The 17,361-nt window shown below is 60.8% G+C and carries 17 protein-coding genes; 12 read left to right on the forward strand and 5 right to left on the reverse strand.

Annotated elements, in window-relative coordinates; translation table 11 throughout:
- The 3 genes from trpC to ASD99_RS22610 are packed head-to-tail and all read right to left on the reverse strand — an operon-like array spanning position 1 to position 3,716.
- On the reverse strand, positions 1-813 hold the full coding sequence (gene trpC, locus ASD99_RS22600) for an indole-3-glycerol phosphate synthase TrpC (RefSeq protein WP_057144968.1): 813 nt from the start codon (positions 811-813) through the stop codon (positions 1-3).
- A gap of 3 nt (positions 814-816) precedes the next feature.
- Entirely contained in the window at positions 817-1,827 is a 1,011-nt protein-coding gene (gene trpD, locus ASD99_RS22605; protein WP_057144969.1) for an anthranilate phosphoribosyltransferase, read from the reverse strand.
- Positions 1,824-3,716, reverse strand: coding sequence for a SurA N-terminal domain-containing protein (locus ASD99_RS22610; RefSeq protein ID WP_057144970.1), 1,893 nt, complete (start codon positions 3,714-3,716; stop codon positions 1,824-1,826). The genes trpD and ASD99_RS22610 overlap by 4 nt, the downstream gene beginning before the upstream one ends.
- 144 nt (positions 3,717-3,860) lie before the next feature.
- On the opposite strand from ASD99_RS22610, the gene tpiA reads away from it, so the two are divergent.
- The 5 genes from tpiA (at position 3,861) to ASD99_RS22635 (ending at position 8,939) form a co-directional block, all read left to right on the forward strand.
- A complete protein-coding gene (gene tpiA, locus ASD99_RS22615) occupies positions 3,861-4,628 on the forward strand; it encodes a triose-phosphate isomerase (RefSeq protein WP_056587628.1) in 768 nt (255 codons plus the stop codon).
- Positions 4,629-4,798: 170 nt separating this feature from the next.
- A complete protein-coding gene (gene secG, locus ASD99_RS22620; protein WP_057144971.1) occupies positions 4,799-5,269 on the forward strand; it encodes a preprotein translocase subunit SecG in 471 nt (156 codons plus the stop codon).
- Between the two features lie 211 nt (positions 5,270-5,480).
- Positions 5,481-6,605, forward strand: a complete 1,125-nt coding sequence (locus tag ASD99_RS22625; RefSeq protein WP_057144972.1) for a L,D-transpeptidase — start codon at positions 5,481-5,483, stop codon at positions 6,603-6,605.
- A gap of 137 nt (positions 6,606-6,742) precedes the next feature.
- Entirely contained in the window at positions 6,743-8,380 is a 1,638-nt protein-coding gene (locus ASD99_RS22630) for a CTP synthase (RefSeq protein ID WP_082525459.1), read from the forward strand.
- A 13-nt stretch (positions 8,381-8,393) separates the two neighbouring features.
- Positions 8,394-8,939: a DUF1697 domain-containing protein gene (locus ASD99_RS22635; protein ID WP_057144973.1), complete on the forward strand. Its 546-nt coding sequence runs from the start codon at positions 8,394-8,396 to the stop codon at positions 8,937-8,939.
- 46 nt (positions 8,940-8,985) lie between these two features.
- Here ASD99_RS22635 and ASD99_RS22640 read toward each other — a convergent pair whose 3' ends face one another.
- On the reverse strand, positions 8,986-10,443 hold the full coding sequence (locus ASD99_RS22640; RefSeq protein ID WP_056587646.1) for an NCS1 family nucleobase:cation symporter-1: 1,458 nt from the start codon (positions 10,441-10,443) through the stop codon (positions 8,986-8,988).
- Between the two features lie 416 nt (positions 10,444-10,859).
- On the opposite strand from ASD99_RS22640, the gene ASD99_RS35220 reads away from it, so the two are divergent.
- The 7 genes from ASD99_RS35220 (at position 10,860) to ASD99_RS34150 (ending at position 14,874) form a co-directional block, all read left to right on the forward strand.
- Positions 10,860-11,072 (forward strand): ATP-binding cassette domain-containing protein, encoded by a 213-nt coding sequence (locus ASD99_RS35220; protein WP_274533720.1) that lies wholly within the window; start codon positions 10,860-10,862, stop codon positions 11,070-11,072.
- A gap of 70 nt (positions 11,073-11,142) precedes the next feature.
- Positions 11,143-11,382: an oligopeptide/dipeptide ABC transporter ATP-binding protein gene (locus tag ASD99_RS34935; RefSeq protein WP_244497875.1), complete on the forward strand. Its 240-nt coding sequence runs from the start codon at positions 11,143-11,145 to the stop codon at positions 11,380-11,382.
- Between the two features lie 118 nt (positions 11,383-11,500).
- Entirely contained in the window at positions 11,501-11,800 is a 300-nt protein-coding gene (locus tag ASD99_RS22650) for a DUF982 domain-containing protein (protein ID WP_200951032.1), read from the forward strand.
- Positions 11,801-13,149: 1,349 nt separating this feature from the next.
- On the forward strand, positions 13,150-13,404 hold the full coding sequence (locus ASD99_RS22655) for a DUF982 domain-containing protein (RefSeq protein WP_057144974.1): 255 nt from the start codon (positions 13,150-13,152) through the stop codon (positions 13,402-13,404).
- Positions 13,405-13,779: 375 nt separating this feature from the next.
- Positions 13,780-14,022, forward strand: coding sequence for a hypothetical protein (locus tag ASD99_RS22660; protein ID WP_057144975.1), 243 nt, complete (start codon positions 13,780-13,782; stop codon positions 14,020-14,022).
- Positions 14,023-14,394: 372 nt separating this feature from the next.
- Complete coding sequence (locus tag ASD99_RS33590; RefSeq protein WP_156389049.1) at positions 14,395-14,553, forward strand: hypothetical protein; 159 nt, start codon at positions 14,395-14,397, stop codon at positions 14,551-14,553.
- 156 nt (positions 14,554-14,709) lie between these two features.
- Positions 14,710-14,874: a hypothetical protein gene (locus ASD99_RS34150; RefSeq protein ID WP_164482314.1), complete on the forward strand. Its 165-nt coding sequence runs from the start codon at positions 14,710-14,712 to the stop codon at positions 14,872-14,874.
- A gap of 1,546 nt (positions 14,875-16,420) precedes the next feature.
- Here the strand turns inward: ASD99_RS34150 and ASD99_RS22675 are convergent.
- Positions 16,421-17,239 carry a hypothetical protein gene (locus tag ASD99_RS22675; protein ID WP_156389051.1) on the reverse strand — a complete coding sequence of 273 codons (819 nt, stop codon included), beginning with the start codon at positions 17,237-17,239 and terminating at the stop codon, positions 16,421-16,423.
- Between the last annotated feature and the right edge of the window lie 122 nt (positions 17,240-17,361).

Consider the following 17,361-nt stretch of genomic DNA (forward strand, 5'->3'; position numbering starts at 1 on the left):
TCAGATAGCCTCGACTGGCGCCTTGCCTGTCAGCAGCAGGTGCGTCGCCGTGGTGACGTCCTGCTGCCGCATCAGGCTCTCGCCGACAAGGAACGTGCCGATGTCGCTCTTTTGCAGTCTGAGGCAGTCGTCATGCGAGAAAATACCGCTCTCGCTGACCAGCAAGCGGTCGGCCGGCACCATCGTCGCCAGCCGCACCGAAGTGTCGAGGCTGGTCTCGAATGTGCGCAGATTGCGGTTATTGATGCCGATCAGCCGCGACGACAGTTTTAGCGCGCGCTGTGTCTCGGCCTCGTCATGCACTTCGATCAGCGCATCCATGCCGAGTTCGAACGCTGTCGTTTCGAGGTCGCTGGCCAGGGCGTCGTCGACGCTTGCCATGATGATCAGGATGGCATCCGCGCCCCAGGCGCGGGCTTCGAAGACCTGATACGGATCGAACAGGAAATCCTTGCGCAGCGCGGGCAGGGCGACGGCGGCTCGCGCCCTGGTGAGAAACTCCGGCGCGCCTTGGAAGGACGGCGCGTCGGTCAGCACTGAAAGACAGGCAGCACCACCCTTGGCATAGGCCTGCGCCAGCGCCGGCGGGTCGAAATCGGCACGGATCATGCCCTTGGAGGGACTCGCCTTCTTGATCTCGGCGATCAGCGCAAAGGCGCCTGATTTGCGCTTCGCTTCGAGCGCGGCAAGAAAGCCGCGCGGTGCGTCCGCATCCTTCGCCCGCGCCTTGATTTCGGCGAGCGGCACGCGTGCTTTTGCCGCCGCGATCTCATCGCGCTTGTAGGCCTCGATTTTGCGAAGAATGTCAGACACGTTTTATCCGTTCGAAATCTCGACCAGCCTGTCGAGCACTTGCAGGGCCCGGCCGCTGTCGATGGCCTGTACGGCTGCCGCGATGCCGTCGGTTAGCGTCGTCGCCTTGCCTGCCACCACCAGCCCGGCGCCGGCATTCATCAGCACGGTGTCCCGGTAGGCGCCGGCAGCGCCGCCCAGCATGTCGCGCAATGCCTTGGCGTTGTAGGCCGCGTCACCGCCGCGCAATTCATCCTTGGTATGGCGCGCCAGCCCAACCACTTCGGGCGTCAGCGTGAAGCTGCGGATCTCGCCGCCGATCAGTTCGGCCACCTGCGTCTCGCCGGTGGTGGTGATCTCGTCATAGCCGTCGCCGTGGACAACCCAGGCATGCTCGGTGCCCAGCGCCTTCAGCGTCTCGGCCACCGGCAGGATCCACTCCGGCAGGAACACGCCGACCATCTGCCGCTTGACACCGGCAGGATTGGAAAGAGGCCCTAGCAGATTGAAGATGGTGCGGGTGCCGAGTTCGACGCGGGTCGGACCGACATGCTTCATCGCCGGATGGTGCGCGGGCGCGAACATGAAACCGACGCCTGCCTCATGGATGCAGCGGCCGATGAATTCGGGCGAGATGTCGATCTTGACGCCGAGCGCAACCAGCACGTCGGCGGCTCCTGTCAGAGACGACAGACCGCGATTGCCATGCTTGGCGACCGGTACACCGCTGCCGGCAATGACGAAGGCCGATGCCGTCGAAATGTTGAGGCTGTGGGAATTGTCGCCGCCCGTGCCGACGATATCGATGGCGCCGTCAGGTGCGTCGACGCGCAGCATCTTGGCGCGCATAGTGGCGACGGCGCCGGAAATCTCGCTCACCGTCTCGCCGCGCACGCGCAACGCCATCAGGAAGCCGCCGATCTGGCCGGGCGTGGCGTCACCCGACATGATGATGTCGAAGGCCTCGCGCGCTTCCTCGAAGGAAAGCGCGCTTCCGGTCGCGACTTTGGCGATATGGGTTTTCAGCGCGCTCATCTTGTCGAGGCTTGGGCAACGGCGGCCTGATCGATGCGAACGTCGTACTGCGTTTGCAACTGCGCCACCAGTTGATCGAGCAGATCATCCGACATGCCGGAAGTGAAGGATTTCTGCGCATCGTCCGGCACCGAGCTGGCATCGGCCCCCGCGGGCTCGAACACTTCGGCGACCTTGTACAGGATCTGCCCGTCGCCGGTGGGCGAGGGGATCAAGCCGGAGCCGCCTTCGCCGACGCCGAACATCGCTGCCGCACCCTCCTTGCCGAAATCGACATCGTCGGCCTCGCGCTTGACGCCGCGCTTGGTCTGCTTCTCCAGCTTGAGCTCACTGGCAATGACGTCGAGCGTGGCACCGGCCTTGAGCCGCTTTTCGAGCTCGTCCGCCTTGGCGGCGAGCCGCTTGGTGGTCTCGGCCGCCGTCCAGTCGGCGACGGCTTTCTGACGAACCTCGTCCAGCGTGCGGTCGCGAGCCGGCGTGACAGAAGCCACTTCGTAGAAGACAAAACCATTGTCCGCCGTGGTCAAAGGTTCGTTCTCCGTGCCGGGTTCGGCGTCGAAGACAGCCTTGATCAGTTCCGGCGATTGCGGCAGGTCCTTGACGATGCTCGCGTCAGGCCGCAATCCGCTGCGATCGATGGCGTCGATGGTGATGAGCTTCAGCTTCAGCTTGGTGGCGGCGTCGGCCAGCGAACTGCCGGCGGCGCGGGTATCTTCATAGCGGTCACGCACGTCCAGAAGGATGCGGCTTGCCTCGCCCAGCGCCAGGTCCTTGCGGATCTGGTCGGACACCTCGGTCAGCGGCTTCACCACCTCGGGCTTGATTTCGGTGACGCGCAGCAGCACCGGGCCAAAGGCGCCCTGCACGACCTGACTGACTTCATTGGCATTGAGCGCGAAGGCTGCGTCGGCGACAGCCTTGTCGGCGATCTTGTCCTTGGCCAGCGTGCCGAGCAGCGTATCGGCCGGGGTCTTGCCTTCCGCAGTGACGAGCTTGTCGAAGGTGGCGCCGGCCTTGAGCGAATCGAGCGCAGCCTTGGCCGCATCCGGCGTCTTGAACACAAGCTGCTCGATGGTGCGCAGTTCCGGCGTGGTGTAACGCGCCTTGTTCTTGTTGTAGTCGTCGCTGACTTGTTGGTCGCTGACGGCGGTCGTATCCATGATGTCGACCGGTTCAAGCCTGACATAGGAGAATTTGCGGTATTCGGGTGCCGCGTATGTCTTCTTGTTTGCTTCGAAATAGGCCGAAAGCACGCTGTCGGACGGCGCCTGGATCGGCTCGACCAGTGCCTTGGGCAGTATCAAATAGTCGATGGTGCGGTCTTCGCCGCGATAGAGCGCAACCGCCTTGAAGAAAGTTTCCGGAGCCTTGAGGCCATCCGAAACCGCCTCGACGATCTGCTGGCGCACTGCCACCTGGGCACGGTTCTTGAGATAATCCTCGGGCCGCATGCCAATCTGGCGCAGCATGTATTCGAATGTTTTGCGGTCGAACTGACCGCCTGGCCCCTTGAAGGCCGGATCTTCGCGCGTCAACTCGGCCAGCCGGTCCTTGGACAGTCCGAGGCCCAGCTTGCGGGCCTGTTCATCGAGGACGGCGCCCGAGACGAGTTGGGCCAGCACCTGGTTGTCGACGCCGAGCGCCTTTGCCTGTTCGTGGCTGAGACGCTGGCCGAACTGCTGCGACATGACGGCGAGCTGGCGATCATAGGCGAGGCGGTATTCGTTGATCGACACTTTGGTGCCGCCGGCGGTTATGACCGAATCATGGCCGGCGAAACCGCCCATCAGCCGTCCGGAAATGCCCCAGACCATAAAGCTGAGCACCAGCAACACCAACAGCCCCTTCGCGACCCAGGTGCCTGCCGCGCTTCTCAATATACCAAGCATTTTTACTTCCGATTTATGCGCATTTTCGCATGCGCCGAGTCTGAAACAAGCGCAATAGCGCCCTTCCGGTCCACTGTCGATTGCTTTGTGGCCTGATTTTGGTAGTGAGAGCCAGAGCCCGATATCGCCCGGAGAAGCAAACCCATGACACCAGGAATTCGCCCGCTCGTCGCCGGCAACTGGAAAATGAACGGCACCAATGCCTCGCTCAACGAGCTCAGGATGATCGGCAACGGTTTCATGAGTGGGCTCGATGCGGAGACCGAAGCGCTGGTTTGCGTTCCCGCAACCCTGCTTGCCCACGCCGCGGAGATCCTTTCGCGCACGCCGGTGCATGCCGGCGGTGAGGATTGCCACACCAAGGAGAGCGGCGCCTACACCGGTTGCATCTCGGCGGAAATGCTGAAAGATGCGGGCGCGAGCCATGTCATTGTTGGCCATTCCGAATGCCGCGAGCAACGCGGCGAGGATGACGCGACGGTCCAGGCCAAGGCCTCCGCCGCCTGGCGCGCCGGGCTTGTGGCCATCATTTGCATTGGCGAGACGCAGCAGCAGCGTGAATCGGGCGCCGCGCTGGACGTGCTGTCGCGGCAGGTCGACGGCTCGGTGCCGCCAAGCGCCACCCCGTCCAACACCATCATCGCCTATGAGCCGGTATGGGCGATCGGCACCGGCCTGACGCCGACCGCCGCCGATGTGGCCGAAGCACACGCACATATCCGCGCAAGGCTGTCGGAAAAACTCGGCAGCGTCGCGGCAAAGGTGCGCATTCTCTATGGCGGCTCGGTCAAACCCTCCAACGCGGTCGAACTGCTCGGCGTCAGGAATGTCGACGGCGCGCTGGTCGGCGGCGCCAGCTTGAAAGCGGCGGACTTTCTCGCCATCGCCGAGGCGTATCGCAATATTGCTTGAAGACATTTGCCCCGCCGGACAGGGCTTCCGGTGCCGGAAATCGTTGCAAAGGGCGGGTTACTTCCCATATTCCGGCCACGGGCTTGGAAATGCCGTCAAAGCATTGTATTGAGCCGCCTCCAATTCACCGGTCGTGTCCGCGGCCGGGCAAGGCCTTGCCAGGATAAACTATGGAAACCGTACTGATCGTCGTCCATCTCATGGTCGTGCTCGCCCTTGTCGGCGTGGTGCTGCTGCAGCGTTCCGAAGGCGGCGGCCTCGGCATCGGTGGCGGATCCGGCTTCATGACCGCGCGTGGCGCGGCCAATGCGCTGACGCGTGCGACGGCGATCCTGGCGGCCGCCTTCTTCGCCACGTCGCTGACACTGTCGATCGTTGCCCGCTACGGCGAGAAGCCGATCGACATCCTCGACCGCGTGCCGGCGACATCTGATGGTGCCGGCAAGGGTGTGCTCAACCAATTGCCCGGCACGACCACCCCGGCGCCTGCCGGCACCACCACGCCGACGCCGCCGTCCGGCAATGATGCCGCGGCTCCGGCGACTGCCCCGGCCACGGCGCCTGCCGCAGGTTCGACGCCACCGGCAACCAATGGCGCCGCTCCCGCGGCGCCGGCGACCCCGCAGGTCCCGAACCAGTAGTCTTCGGCGCCTTAAGCCGCGATCTGTGGTCGTTTGAACACAGTCGCGGCAAATGCAGCAAAATCACGAAGATTCGACTGGGTGAGGCGCGGCCCCACGCTTGAGGCGTCCGCGCTTATTCGACTATAGATTGCGCGCGGCATTTCCGGCGCCCTTGGGGGGCGCTGGGCGACGCCGTGGGCAACAAGCATAGAACGATCGGATCTTCGCCATGCAGCTTCGCAGCTTCATTTTCCTGGGACTTTGCGCCGCACTCGGCATGAGTTCCCCAGCCTTCGCCGGTGCGCCGGCAAATATGGCCGCACCTTCAGTTGAGAAAACCGGCGCCATCAATGTCGCCGTCAAGAGTGATGCGTCGCAATTGAAGCTTCTCAAGAAGAAGAAAAACCCGACACCGGACGACCTCGCCCAGATCAAGAAGATCGAGGCCAAGGTCGTTGCCGACAAGGAGGCCGCCAAAGCCAAGGCACTCGAAGCCAGGAAACTGGCAATGCGCGAGGCGGCCAAGGCAAGGGCTGACGCGGAACGGCAGGCGTTCCTGGCGAAGAAGGGCAAGAGCGCACCGGCAACCGAGGTGGCCGATGCCAAGCCGGCCAAGAAACAGGCTGCCAAGATCATCGAGCCAATCGAACCGATCGCGCCGATCCAGTCGGCCGAGCCGCTTCCGGCGGAGGCGATGAACGTCGCCTTGACCGGCAACAATGGCGAGCTGCGCAGTGAGGTCATCGGCCAGAAGCAGCCGAGCAGCGGCGGTTTGTTCGCCGGCCTCTTCGGCGGCACCTCGCCCTCTTCATCGATTTCATATCTCCCCGAGACACGGGCCCTCGACCAGGCTCTCGCCAAGAGGGAAGCCAAGAAGCAGTTCAAGGTGAAGCCGGAATTCGTGCCGCAGGACGTGGAATTCAGCGGTTACGATGCCGGCACCATCGTCATCGACACCAGCGCGCGACGCCTCTACCTCGTCGAATCGTCCTCCACCGCGCGCCGCTACGCCATTGCGGTCGGCCGCGAAGGCCTGCAGTTCAAGGGCACGGTCGCGGTCGGCGACAAGCAGGAATGGCCGCGCTGGATCCCGACGCTGGACATGCAGAAGCGCGAGCCGAAGCATTACGGCCAGTACAAGGACGGCATGCCCGGCGGTGGCCAGAATCCGCTCGGCGCGCGCGCCATCTATCTCTATGACGGCAAGAAGGACACGCATCTGCGCATCCACGGCACCATCGCGCCGCAGTCGATCGGAACCAGCGCCTCGAATGGCTGCTTCCGCATGATCAACGAGCACGTCATGGACCTCTACAGCCGCGTCAGGGTAGGCACCAAGGTCGTTATCATCTGACGTTTCCATCATTCTGCCGAAAGGGCCGGCTCAGCCGGCCCTTTTGTTTTGCCCTGTTCACGACCCGAGCGCCTTCTTGGGAAAAAGCCTTCGCGGCGGTTTTTTCTCTGGCGGAATCAATCCGGCCGCGTTAAGCGATGACTCCCATGGCGCGATATGTATTCATCACAGGCGGCGTGGTTTCCTCACTTGGAAAAGGCATAGCCGCAGCGGCCCTTGGGGCTCTCCTGCAGGCGCGAGGCTATCGCGCACGCATCAAAAAACTCGATCCCTACCTCAATGTCGATCCGGGCACGATGTCGCCGTATCAGCATGGCGAGGTTTTCGTCACCGACGATGGTGCGGAAACCGATCTCGATCTTGGCCATTACGAGCGCTTCACAGGCCGCTCCGCCAATCAGCAGGACAACATCACCACAGGCCGCATCTACAAGAACATCATCGAGCGCGAGCGGCGCGGCGATTATCTCGGCGCCACCGTGCAAGTCATTCCGCACGTCACCGACGAGATCAAGAATTTCGTCCTCAACGGCAATGACGACTATGATTTCGTGCTGTGCGAGATCGGCGGCACGGTCGGCGACATCGAGGCGATGCCGTTCCTCGAGGCGATCCGCCAGCTCGGCAACGACCTGCCGCGCAACAACGCCGTCTACGTTCATCTGACGCTGATGCCCTACATTCCGACGGCCGGCGAGCTGAAGACCAAGCCGACCCAGCATTCGGTCAAGGAACTGCGCGGCATCGGCATCGCGCCTGACATCCTGCTGGTCCGCGCCGACCGCGCCATTCCCAAGGAAGAGCGCAGAAAATTGTCGCTGTTCTGCAACGTGCGCGAAAGTGCAGTGATCCAGGCGCTCGACGTGCCGCATATCTACGATGTGCCGATGGCCTATCACAAGGAAGGGCTCGATTCGGAAGTGCTGGCCGCCTTCGGCATCGATCCGGCGCCGAAGCCACGCATGGAGCCCTGGCAGGCGGTATCCAACCGTATCCACAATCCGGAAGGCGAGGTCACCATTGCCGTAGTCGGCAAATATACCGGCCTCAAGGATGCCTACAAATCGCTGATCGAGGCGCTGTCGCATGGCGGCCTGGCCAATCACGTCAAGGTCAAGCTCGACTGGATTGAATCGGAGATATTCGAAAAGGAAGATCCGACGCCCTGGCTCGAAAAGGTGCATGGCATCCTGGTTCCCGGCGGCTTTGGCGAGCGAGGTTCCGAAGGCAAGATCCTGGCGGCGAAGTTCGCACGCGAGCGCAAGGTGCCATATTTCGGCATCTGCTTCGGCATGCAGATGGCCTGCATCGAGGCGGCGCGGTCGCTGGCCGGCATCGAGCACGCGTCTTCGACCGAGTTCGGTCCGACCGAGGAACCGGTCGTCGGCCTGATGACCGAATGGCTGAAAGGCAACATGCTGGAGAAGCGTCGGGAAACCGGCGATCTCGGCGGCACGATGCGGCTCGGTGCCTATCAGGCCGAACTCGCCAAGGGGTCCAAGATCGCCGAGATCTATGGCGACACGCAGATTTCCGAGCGCCACCGCCACCGCTACGAGGTCAATGTCGACTACAAGGAGCGGCTCGAGGATTGCGGCCTGGTGTTTGCCGGCATGTCGCCAGACGGCGTGCTGCCGGAAACGGTCGAGTATCCCGACCATCCCTGGTTCATCGGCGTGCAGTATCACCCGGAACTGAAAAGCCGGCCGCTCGACCCGCATCCGCTGTTCGCCAGTTTCATCGAGGCGGCGGTGGAGCAGAGCCGGCTGGTGTAGCCGGCCGCGCTCGATGCAGACCTATGTCGCGCTGCTCTACAGCATCATTCTGGGCGAGGGGCGACGGGTCGTCATGGCCGATCTCAAGGCCATGGCGGAACAGCTCGGGCTGAAGAACCCGCGCACCTTGGTGGCGACCGGCAATCTGGTCTTCGAGGCGCCGGCAACTGATATCGCCGATCTGGAGCAGCGGCTGGAAGCAGCCTTCGAAAAGACCTTCGGCCGCCATGTCGACATCATCGTGCGCAATGCGCAGAACTGGCTGACGCTTGCCGCCGGCAATCCGTTCCCGGCCGAATCAGCCTTGGTGGGCGACCAGGTGGGGGTACGGGTGATGCGCGAGCCTGCACCCGTGGACGCCGTAGCAGCGCTCCAGGCCTATGTCGCCGAGGACGAGAAGGTTGTGTCGGTCAGCGGCGACATCTGGGTCGTCTTTTCGCGCGCGAGGCCAAGCTCGCGGCTTCTTGCGGCGACCAACCACAAACGCATGGGCATCGGCACCTCGCGCAACTGGAACACCGTGCGCAGACTGGCCGAGATGGTGGACAGTAGGCAGTAGGCAGTAATTCACTACTCCCTAACACCTACTGCCTACTGCGTCATTTTCAAGCCTTTGCCGTCTTCGCTCCAGCGCCCAAAGCGGCGGTGCGCAGCACATAGTAGATGATGCCGGCAATCGCCACGCCGAAGAACCAGCCATAGACTCCCCACCAGGACGGCAGCCAGTTGGTGAAGTTCGGCAGGATCGACGAGAAGATGGCGCCGATGCCGGCGGCGATGAAGGCATTGACGTGCCAGCCGCCCTGGAAGCGGAACTCGCCGTCCTCGCGATAGAGCGCCTCGACGTCGACCTCGCCTTTGCGGATCAGATAGTAGTCGACCATCATCACCCCGAAGATCGGCCCCATCGTCGCGCCGATGATGTTGACGAAGGAGGCGGCACTGCCTTCCCACGGTGCGAAGGGATAGAGCAGCAGGGCGATCACGGCTGCGATATAGCCCCCCTTCTTGAAGTCGATCTGCCTGGGAAAGACGTTGGAGAAGTCGAAGGCCGGCGAGACGAAGTTTGCCACCACGTTGATGCCGAGGGTTGCTATCGCAAAGGTCAAGGCTGCGAGCGCTGCCAGGAACCAGCTGTCGAATTTCGCCGAGATCTGGTCGGGATGCAGCAGCACTTCGCCATAGACGTCAAAGGCGGCAATGGTGGTGACGCCGGCGACCAGTGAGAACAGGATCAGGTTGATCGGCAAGCCCCAGATGTTGCCCTTGCGCAGCGATGCCTTGTCCGGCGCGTAACGGGCGAAATCGCAGAAATTGAGATAAAGCGCGGAAAAGTAGGTGACCCAGATCGCCGCCACCGCAAACAGCGACGTCCACGATCCCGGCGTGCCCGGCACGCCTGCATCCTTGGTCTTGTCCAGCAGGACGTCCATCGGAATGTCGCTGGTGAAGGCAAATCTCCCGGATTTGACGCAGAGATAGATCGCCAGGATCAGCATCATCACCCACACGGCAGGGCCGGCCCAGTCCTGGAAGCGGCGCACCGTTTCCATGCCGTTCTGGATGATCAGCAGTTGCAGCGCCCAGATGACCACGAAGCAGATCACCTCCAGGCCGGTGTGGCCGAGGAAATGCGTGTTGGCGTTGAAATCGGCGAACCATTGCGAGCGGATCAGCAGCGCAACGATCGCGCCGGAGGCGGCGGCCGTCTGTGCGCCGTACCAGAAGCAGGCGACGACGGCGCGCACCAGCGCCGGTATGTTGGCGCCCCAGATGCCGAAAGAGGCGCGGGCAAGCACGGGGTAGGGCACGCCGGTCTTCACGCCGGCATAACCGACCATGTTCATCAGCGCATAGATGATCAGCGAGCCGATACCGATGGCGATGATGAAGTTGACGAAGCCGCCGCAGAACAGAAACAGGCTGGCGGCCAGATAGTAGCCCCAGAGGCTGTGAACGTCCGACGTCCAGACGTTGAAGATCGAGAATGGTCCCCAGTTTCGAACTTTGGCTGGGGCCAGATCCTCGTTGTATAGATCAGGTGAAGCACCCTGTATTGTCATTGCAATGTTCCCCTTTTGCAGCACGCGCCCTCACGCGTTGGCCGCATGCAGGGTAAGCCTGACGCTGGGGAACGGACAAGCAACCTATTTGCCGGCTTTGGCCTTAAAGATATTCAATGAGAACTGCGATTATCGATGCGACCCAATGGTGGGTCACCACCGATGATTCGAATTTCGACGCCTGACCGTGCGGCGCGGCGATAGGTCGGGCTGGTTGGCGAATCCGGCTGCGGCAAGTCCACGCTGGCGCGCTGCCTGGTGAGGCTCCACGACATATCGGACGGCCAGCTCCTGTTCGAAGGTGACGACATCACTTCCAAGCCGCTGTCCGACCTCCGGCCGCTCCGGCGCCGCCTGCAATGGTTTTCCAGGACCCGTCTGCTTCGCTCAATCCGCGCCGGCGCGTCGGCAACCTGGTGGCCGAGCCGCTGCGTATCCATAGCAAGCTTTCGTCGAGCGAGATCAACAAACGCGTCGCGGAACTGTTCGACCTCGTCGGGTTGCTGCCGGATCATGTCATGCGGCATCCGCATGAATTTTCCGGCGGACAGCGCCAACGTGTCGGCATCGCTCGGGCCATTGCATTGAACCCCGATCTCGTCGTGGGGCGCAAATCGTCAACCTGCTAGCCGATCTGTAGGAGAAGCTGCAGCTCACCTACATCTTCATCGCCCACTTGAGGAAGGGCCGGCGGAGGAAGTGTTTGCAGCACCTGCCCATCCCTACGGCCAGGCGCTGATCTCGGCGGTTCCCGTCGTTGAGACGACGCGCAAGCGCGTCATCCTGACCGGCGACGTACCGAGCCCGCTCAAGCCGCGATCCGGCTGCCGTTTCCATCCCCGATGCCCGATCGCGGTCGAGCGCTGCCGCAACGAGCGACCGCAGCTGAGGGAATATCGACCCGGCCGCAAAGTGGCCTGCCACTTCCCGACGATTTAGCCGGCATCCATCGACCAAAGATTCTTCAATAATTCTGTTTTCGGCGTGGAACAAACCGTCGGAAGGGGCGTTTTGTAAGGTTCGATCAAGCGGTATCGCGGTCGACCGGGAGGAAATGATGGATCTGCAGTTCTTTTCGCCCGTGCGGATTTCGCGCGGGCAGGGTCATCCTGCTGAAGAAGTCGATAGTGTTGCCGAGGCCATGGTGTTCTTGCGGAAATGGCCGACGGGACGGCGCGGTCCAGTCTATCAGTGCGCGCTGAATTGCTGCTCGGCCGCCTTGTCGGGCCAGATGTCGGCGGAGGAAGCAAGAAAAGCGTTCACAGGCTTTGCCCGCATCACGCGCCTTCTCGATGATGATATGGCGTTGCCGGTCGCTGGCGAAAGCATGGCAAGCGTGCATGCACTGCGGCGGTAGGCGCCTGTTGTCTTGACGCTCTTCCAAGGTCTCGCGCCATGGCGGCGCGGGTGGTGTTTTGCGATGCGCTCCGGAAATAGTGGGCATCGAAAGTTCGGCCGGTCAAAGGTCCGTCTCCACATCGATCACCGCGTCCAATCGATCACCGCGTCCGGTTCGAACAGGGCGGTCATGCCGTCGACATCGCCCGCATGCTGCCGCGAAACCAGCAGGGGCTACAGTTGCTGGGGATCGTAGACAGGCTTTCTGTCTGCTGGGTCGCCCATGTTGACCTCCGCTGCGCTTTCAAACCAAACCCTAACGCAAACCCTTCGCCCCGTCCGTGACAGGAAGAGGAATTCTCTGGATCAGCGTTGCCACCGATCGGCGGCCTCAAAAGGCGGCGGTTGAAAGAAGCGGCAAATAGGCTAAATAGGCGCCGCAATGGCGCGATTTGGCCGACCTCGATTGGACGACATGCTGGAAGCAAAGCTTGCCATAGCACCCATGATGGATGGGGCAGATACATAAATAAAATCAACTTGTTATGGGCGTCTGTGTGCAAAAATCGCACACGAAAGTTCTGCTTCTCTTCTTTTTTCGTTCCCACGACGGAGACGCCGACAGCCCTATTTGGACGCTCTTTTGGCGACGATATTGACCGTTCTATCGCGGACGTTCGCTGTGATATCCGAGCCCTTGTTGTCCGATACGGCGTCCGTTTAAATTTACCTGGGGTTGTTGGACGCTTTTCGAACTTTCTGCCTGGCGCCACCAGCCGAATTGCGGGCATTGGTGAAGGAGGTCGGGATGCATGAGTCTGCTGTGGGGCAGGCTTGATCGACGCATTCATGCGGGCCTACGCCGGGTTTCCGGGGGAGCCACCCACCGCTCGGGGGCCGTCCACCCCAACACGTGGCTGACCGCCATACCGATGAATTTGGACGCTCTCCGCACACTCAACCGGTCGCGCGCCGCTCTGAGGTCCGTCAATGGGTCGATAATGTCTGGCTCGCGTTCATCCTTCGGCGGGCGTCGTGTTGGCGCTGGCTTGGCATTTCTAGAGATCGCCTGGGCTTGCCCTGGTGCCGCCGCTGACCACGGATGTACTGACAGCGGCGGGCTAATGCGGGCGGTTTATCCACAGCCAGTCCACAACCGTGGACGACGGGCAATCGGTTAACGACAAGAGCGCCTTCCCGAACTAATGTTAGGGCGGGCTTAATTGCCCTCCAAAAGCGCACTCAGCCCGTTGCCACGATGGGACAGGCAGCGGGCTTTTTTTGAAGCGGCAGGCGATCATGCCCTTGGGGCTTTCTGATACCTGAGTGAACCGAATTGCCTCCGAGGTCGAGTCCGGGAGGGGAAGCATGCAGGACCAGCGTTTCGATGAGCCGGTGCGGGTTGCGCTCGGCAGATCAAAGAACACGACTTTCAAGGTTGAGCGCGTCGCCCAGGCCGCGGACATCCTGCTAAACCGCTGGCCCGTGAAGACGGGCCGCTGTCACGTTGCCGCCCGTAAGGCATGCTTGGGCGTGCTCGAGGGGCTGAAAGAGGCCGGCTATGCCCGCGCCGCCTTCGTCAATGCGGCGATCGAGGCGGATATCCTCAGGGACCCGGATTGAGCGACCTAGCCACCACTACCAATAAACGCGGACGTGCCATTCGCCGCAGGCTTCGACCACTTCAATGCAAGGGTCCGTGCTCGGCACCGACGGGCGCGGGGCGCTTCGGCGGTGTAGGACAGCGGCCGGCGGGAACGCGAGCTAGTGGCTCGCTCCGGGGTGATACATTAGCAACAGTTAATGTTAATCGGAAATCCCGTCTTGCGCCGTCGGCGTAGGTGTACCGTAATGGGTCACTGTGACTGGCACTGCTATTGCACTGTCAGCAATGCCGGTGGCATCTCCCACCCCGGCAATTGGGGGGTAGATTGGGTAGGGGCGGCCCCGCCGCTTCGCAAATGGAGCGGCGGGCTCTTTTAACGGGTGCGGGCAACCATGTATTTTCCGCAATTTTTAGTGGGTATGTTTGCGACGTCGTTCATCGTGGCGATCTGGGCCGACATAGAAACCGGTTCCGTCTGGACGGCGCTTGGATGGGCCATCCTTGCCTTGGTTATTCTGCAGTTTGGATATATCGGCCTAGTCGTCAGCTTGATCTATAAGCGGGCATCGGAAGGCGCCGAGGCAAGCCCGGCATCGGAAGTAGCGAATGATCTAAACCCTACAGGTCCAGTTTAGCGGCCCGACAGTCCGTTGGGGTATGTTCGACTGACCGCCGGGCCTAGCCGGCTTGGGGCTCTTGGGGGCAAGCCGGCTGTTTCGACCCTAATATTAGCAACTCTGCAATAAAACCCTGCGCGGATGTTTTCCCCCGCTATTGGCCTGCGCCGCTCTCGCAGGAATATATTGCCATCCGAGAAGCATCAGGAATATAATCCTCCCGTTGCGGCGACCCTTCAACGGAGATCGCCATGCCCCAAAAGACCCTCGCCGACACCCTGGCCGCCCGCGAAACCGTCTATATCAACTGCGGGCACCCGATGTGCTGCAAGTCGACCAAACTTTGATATCCAGGCGCTGATTGATAGGCTCGGGCCTGGCCATGGCTCAATGCACCAGGATCTCGTCGGACTCTTTGGCTGCTCCGACTGCAAGGCTGCCGGCCGCGATCCGCGCCCGATGTTCTTCATCTGCATTCCCGACTATGAGGGCCTTAACAGGGCGCGCAACCTCGACTGGAAGCCGACGTTCGAAAAGCGAGAGACTTAGGCAACGGCCCAGCGGCTGGGGTTGCGAGGGGACTAGCAGCGGAAGGCCGCTGGGCCTGACCGGCAGGGCCTTGAGGACGGGCGGTGCCGGCTGGGCGAATATATACACCTCTGCTAATATAATTGGGACTTATCATTTTGAACGAGGCAGCAAAAGGTGGAGCACAAGCCGGCCACGACCTACATCGTCAGCGTGTTTGAGAAGCCGCACTGGCGCACTGTGCTGACCACCAAGGACAAGCAGAAGGCGTTCGATATGGCCAAGGAGATCGGCGACAAGGTGCGGGTCGAGGAGATCACGCCGAAGGTGAAGAAGCGCTGACGTCGTCCTAAGTTCAAATTAGCCCGGAGAGGTGGAATAGCCTGGTAATTCGCACGCCAAGGCCGATAATGGTTTGGCCATCATTGGCGGCGAAATCCCAACAGCAAAATGCTGCCCAGCCAAAAAGCAGGATTGAGAAGCGCATTAGCGCATTCTAAAATAGATAAATTGAATAAGCGTTAAGGGCTTCATTTGCTAAGCCTAACGCCAGCGCCGCCGCGATTCTCGGGATGAACTCGACCCCTGCCGCCTCTCCGAGGTGGATCGCTTCCGGGGAGTCGAATGCACGTTTCCTGAAGGCCACAGCGAGGCGCCTAGAGACGCAAGGGCCTGACACGGTGCTTGAACAGCGGGCAAGGCTGAACGCGCTGGCATTGGCAGGGCTTCCCCAGTGCGCTTTTACAAAGGGGCGATACTGGGAGGGACCAGGGGTTCAGGGCAGCGGGATCGGCTTGTCGCTGAGTGTGCGCAAGTACGCGATCACGTTGACCCGTTCGGTCTCGTCCTGGACACCGGGCGTCTCCATCTTGACGCCCGGCGTGGTGAGCATGGGCCCGAAGAGATATGATAAATTGGGAGGCATCGAGTGTGGACGGCAGCTTTGCGCCTGATTCTGGTGCAGCGCTCAAGCAGCAGCTGAACCCGGCGCTGTTCGTCAGCAACCAGCTCTAAGACGGCAAGTTCGAGATTATCACGCTCGACGCGGCACCGGCCCTGCCGGCCGAGCTAACCACCGTGTCAACTTCGATCGAGACGCCCGAGCCCAAGAAGGGCAAGGGCAAGGCGACTAGCAAGGACGCCCCTGTCGTCGCTGATGTGACCGCGCTCAAGGCGCGCCTGAAGGCCTTGAAGATCGGAGATTGGCACAGTCAGGGCCCAATCAAGGCCGCCGGCAAACGACCGGCGAGCGTGGGCCGACCGTCAAGGGTTCGGTTCAGCGGATTTGGGCCTTCGCCTGGAAGAACAAGAAAACCGCGACGCGCAAAGATGTCATCGCGTTCTGCACCGCTGAAGGCATCCCCACGAATACCGGCTCGACGCAGTTCTCTAAATACACGAAGTCGAATGACGCTCAGCGCAAGGCCCGCGCCGAAGCCTAAACGCTCGCTCGATCGATACTGACCAAAGGCCCTGCCTCACCGCGGGGCCTTTTGCGTGGCGGGCATGGTTGAAAGCGCCTATGGAGCGGGATCAACCGACATGGGGCAAGAGAGATGGAACCGTTCGAAAGACATTTTGCTAGCAAACTGATATTCTTGAACTGGGTGAAATTGGCCGTGAAGCTGCCAAAATTTGATCGAGTACCGCTTACAACGGTCTGGACATACGGCGACGGTCACAAGGTCGATAGGCAGTTAGGAAAGCGGGGAGGGACCCTGAATGCCAACCTGAAATTTTTGTCCAAGACGGGTACTGGCAAGCTTGATCATGCGAGTGACGCTGAACTCGTAAGTGACATTGATACTCGTGGGGCATGACGTTTAAGGTTGATTGGCGTGACGCCAGCTTAGCCTGACGCTCGACCGGCCAGATTGATGGTCAGGGATCAAGGCGGTGTAGGAAGTATGGGCCGTATAGGCTGCAAGTCTTTTCCGATCACCAGATCGCTGCAACCATAAACGTTGTTGGCGGGAGTTGCGACGATGTTAAAGACCTTTGTAGCGTTTATCGCTGGCCTTTGGTCAAAAACTGGGGTTACTTCGACACTTCCCGGCGTGCTAGTTTTAAGCAACGCTGGGATCGCTTTCTCTACTCTGTCGCAGTCCCGGTCGTAGCTACTAAACCGCAGGCCGAATCCAAAGAAATAGTCGGGAGAAACCGGGACATAATCAAAATTATACACGAAGCCTGTCCTAAAACGGCCTACGCTATTGTTGTTTTGACCTGGAAAGAAATTATCGATAAATTTTTGGTCAAATTTCACAAATATGCCGTTAACGTGGTCAAGTCCGTTCCCCTGATATTTAACTCGCATATTTAAGGAGAGCGACAAAACGAATACATCGAAATTTCTGTTCGAAGAATCGTAACCCAATTGGGGTTCGGCATAAACATTATCTGTATCGTCGATTTCATTCTTGATATCTACTAAATCAATCCCTGCCGGTTTCGTCTGCGCAACGATTGCATCTATCCGTTCCTTTGCGTCTCGAACTGATTCTGATATCCGATCGGCTTGGAAGAAGGCGTTTGCGATGGCGAGCGACCCTGCCACCGCTATTGCGATAGTCAGTTTTGTCAGAAAGGTGCTCATCGATTTTTCTGATCTGTCGAAGAGCTTCTCGTTCTGCTTCACCATGTTCTCGACGGTGTCCAACCTGGAACCCATTTCGATCAACTTGGTAGGAAGGTTTGCCTCCGTCATTGTCCCCTCGTCTTGCAGAGACCTAGGGCCCGGACCCATAAAGGGCTTCCATTGATGCGGCTATCGTGATTCACGGTCTCCAGATGGAGGTCATTGATGAATCGCGACTATTTCTGGCTGAC

The sequence above is a fragment of the Mesorhizobium sp. Root695 genome (genome assembly GCF_001428185.1).
Taxonomy (GTDB): Bacteria; Pseudomonadota; Alphaproteobacteria; order Rhizobiales; family Rhizobiaceae; genus Mesorhizobium.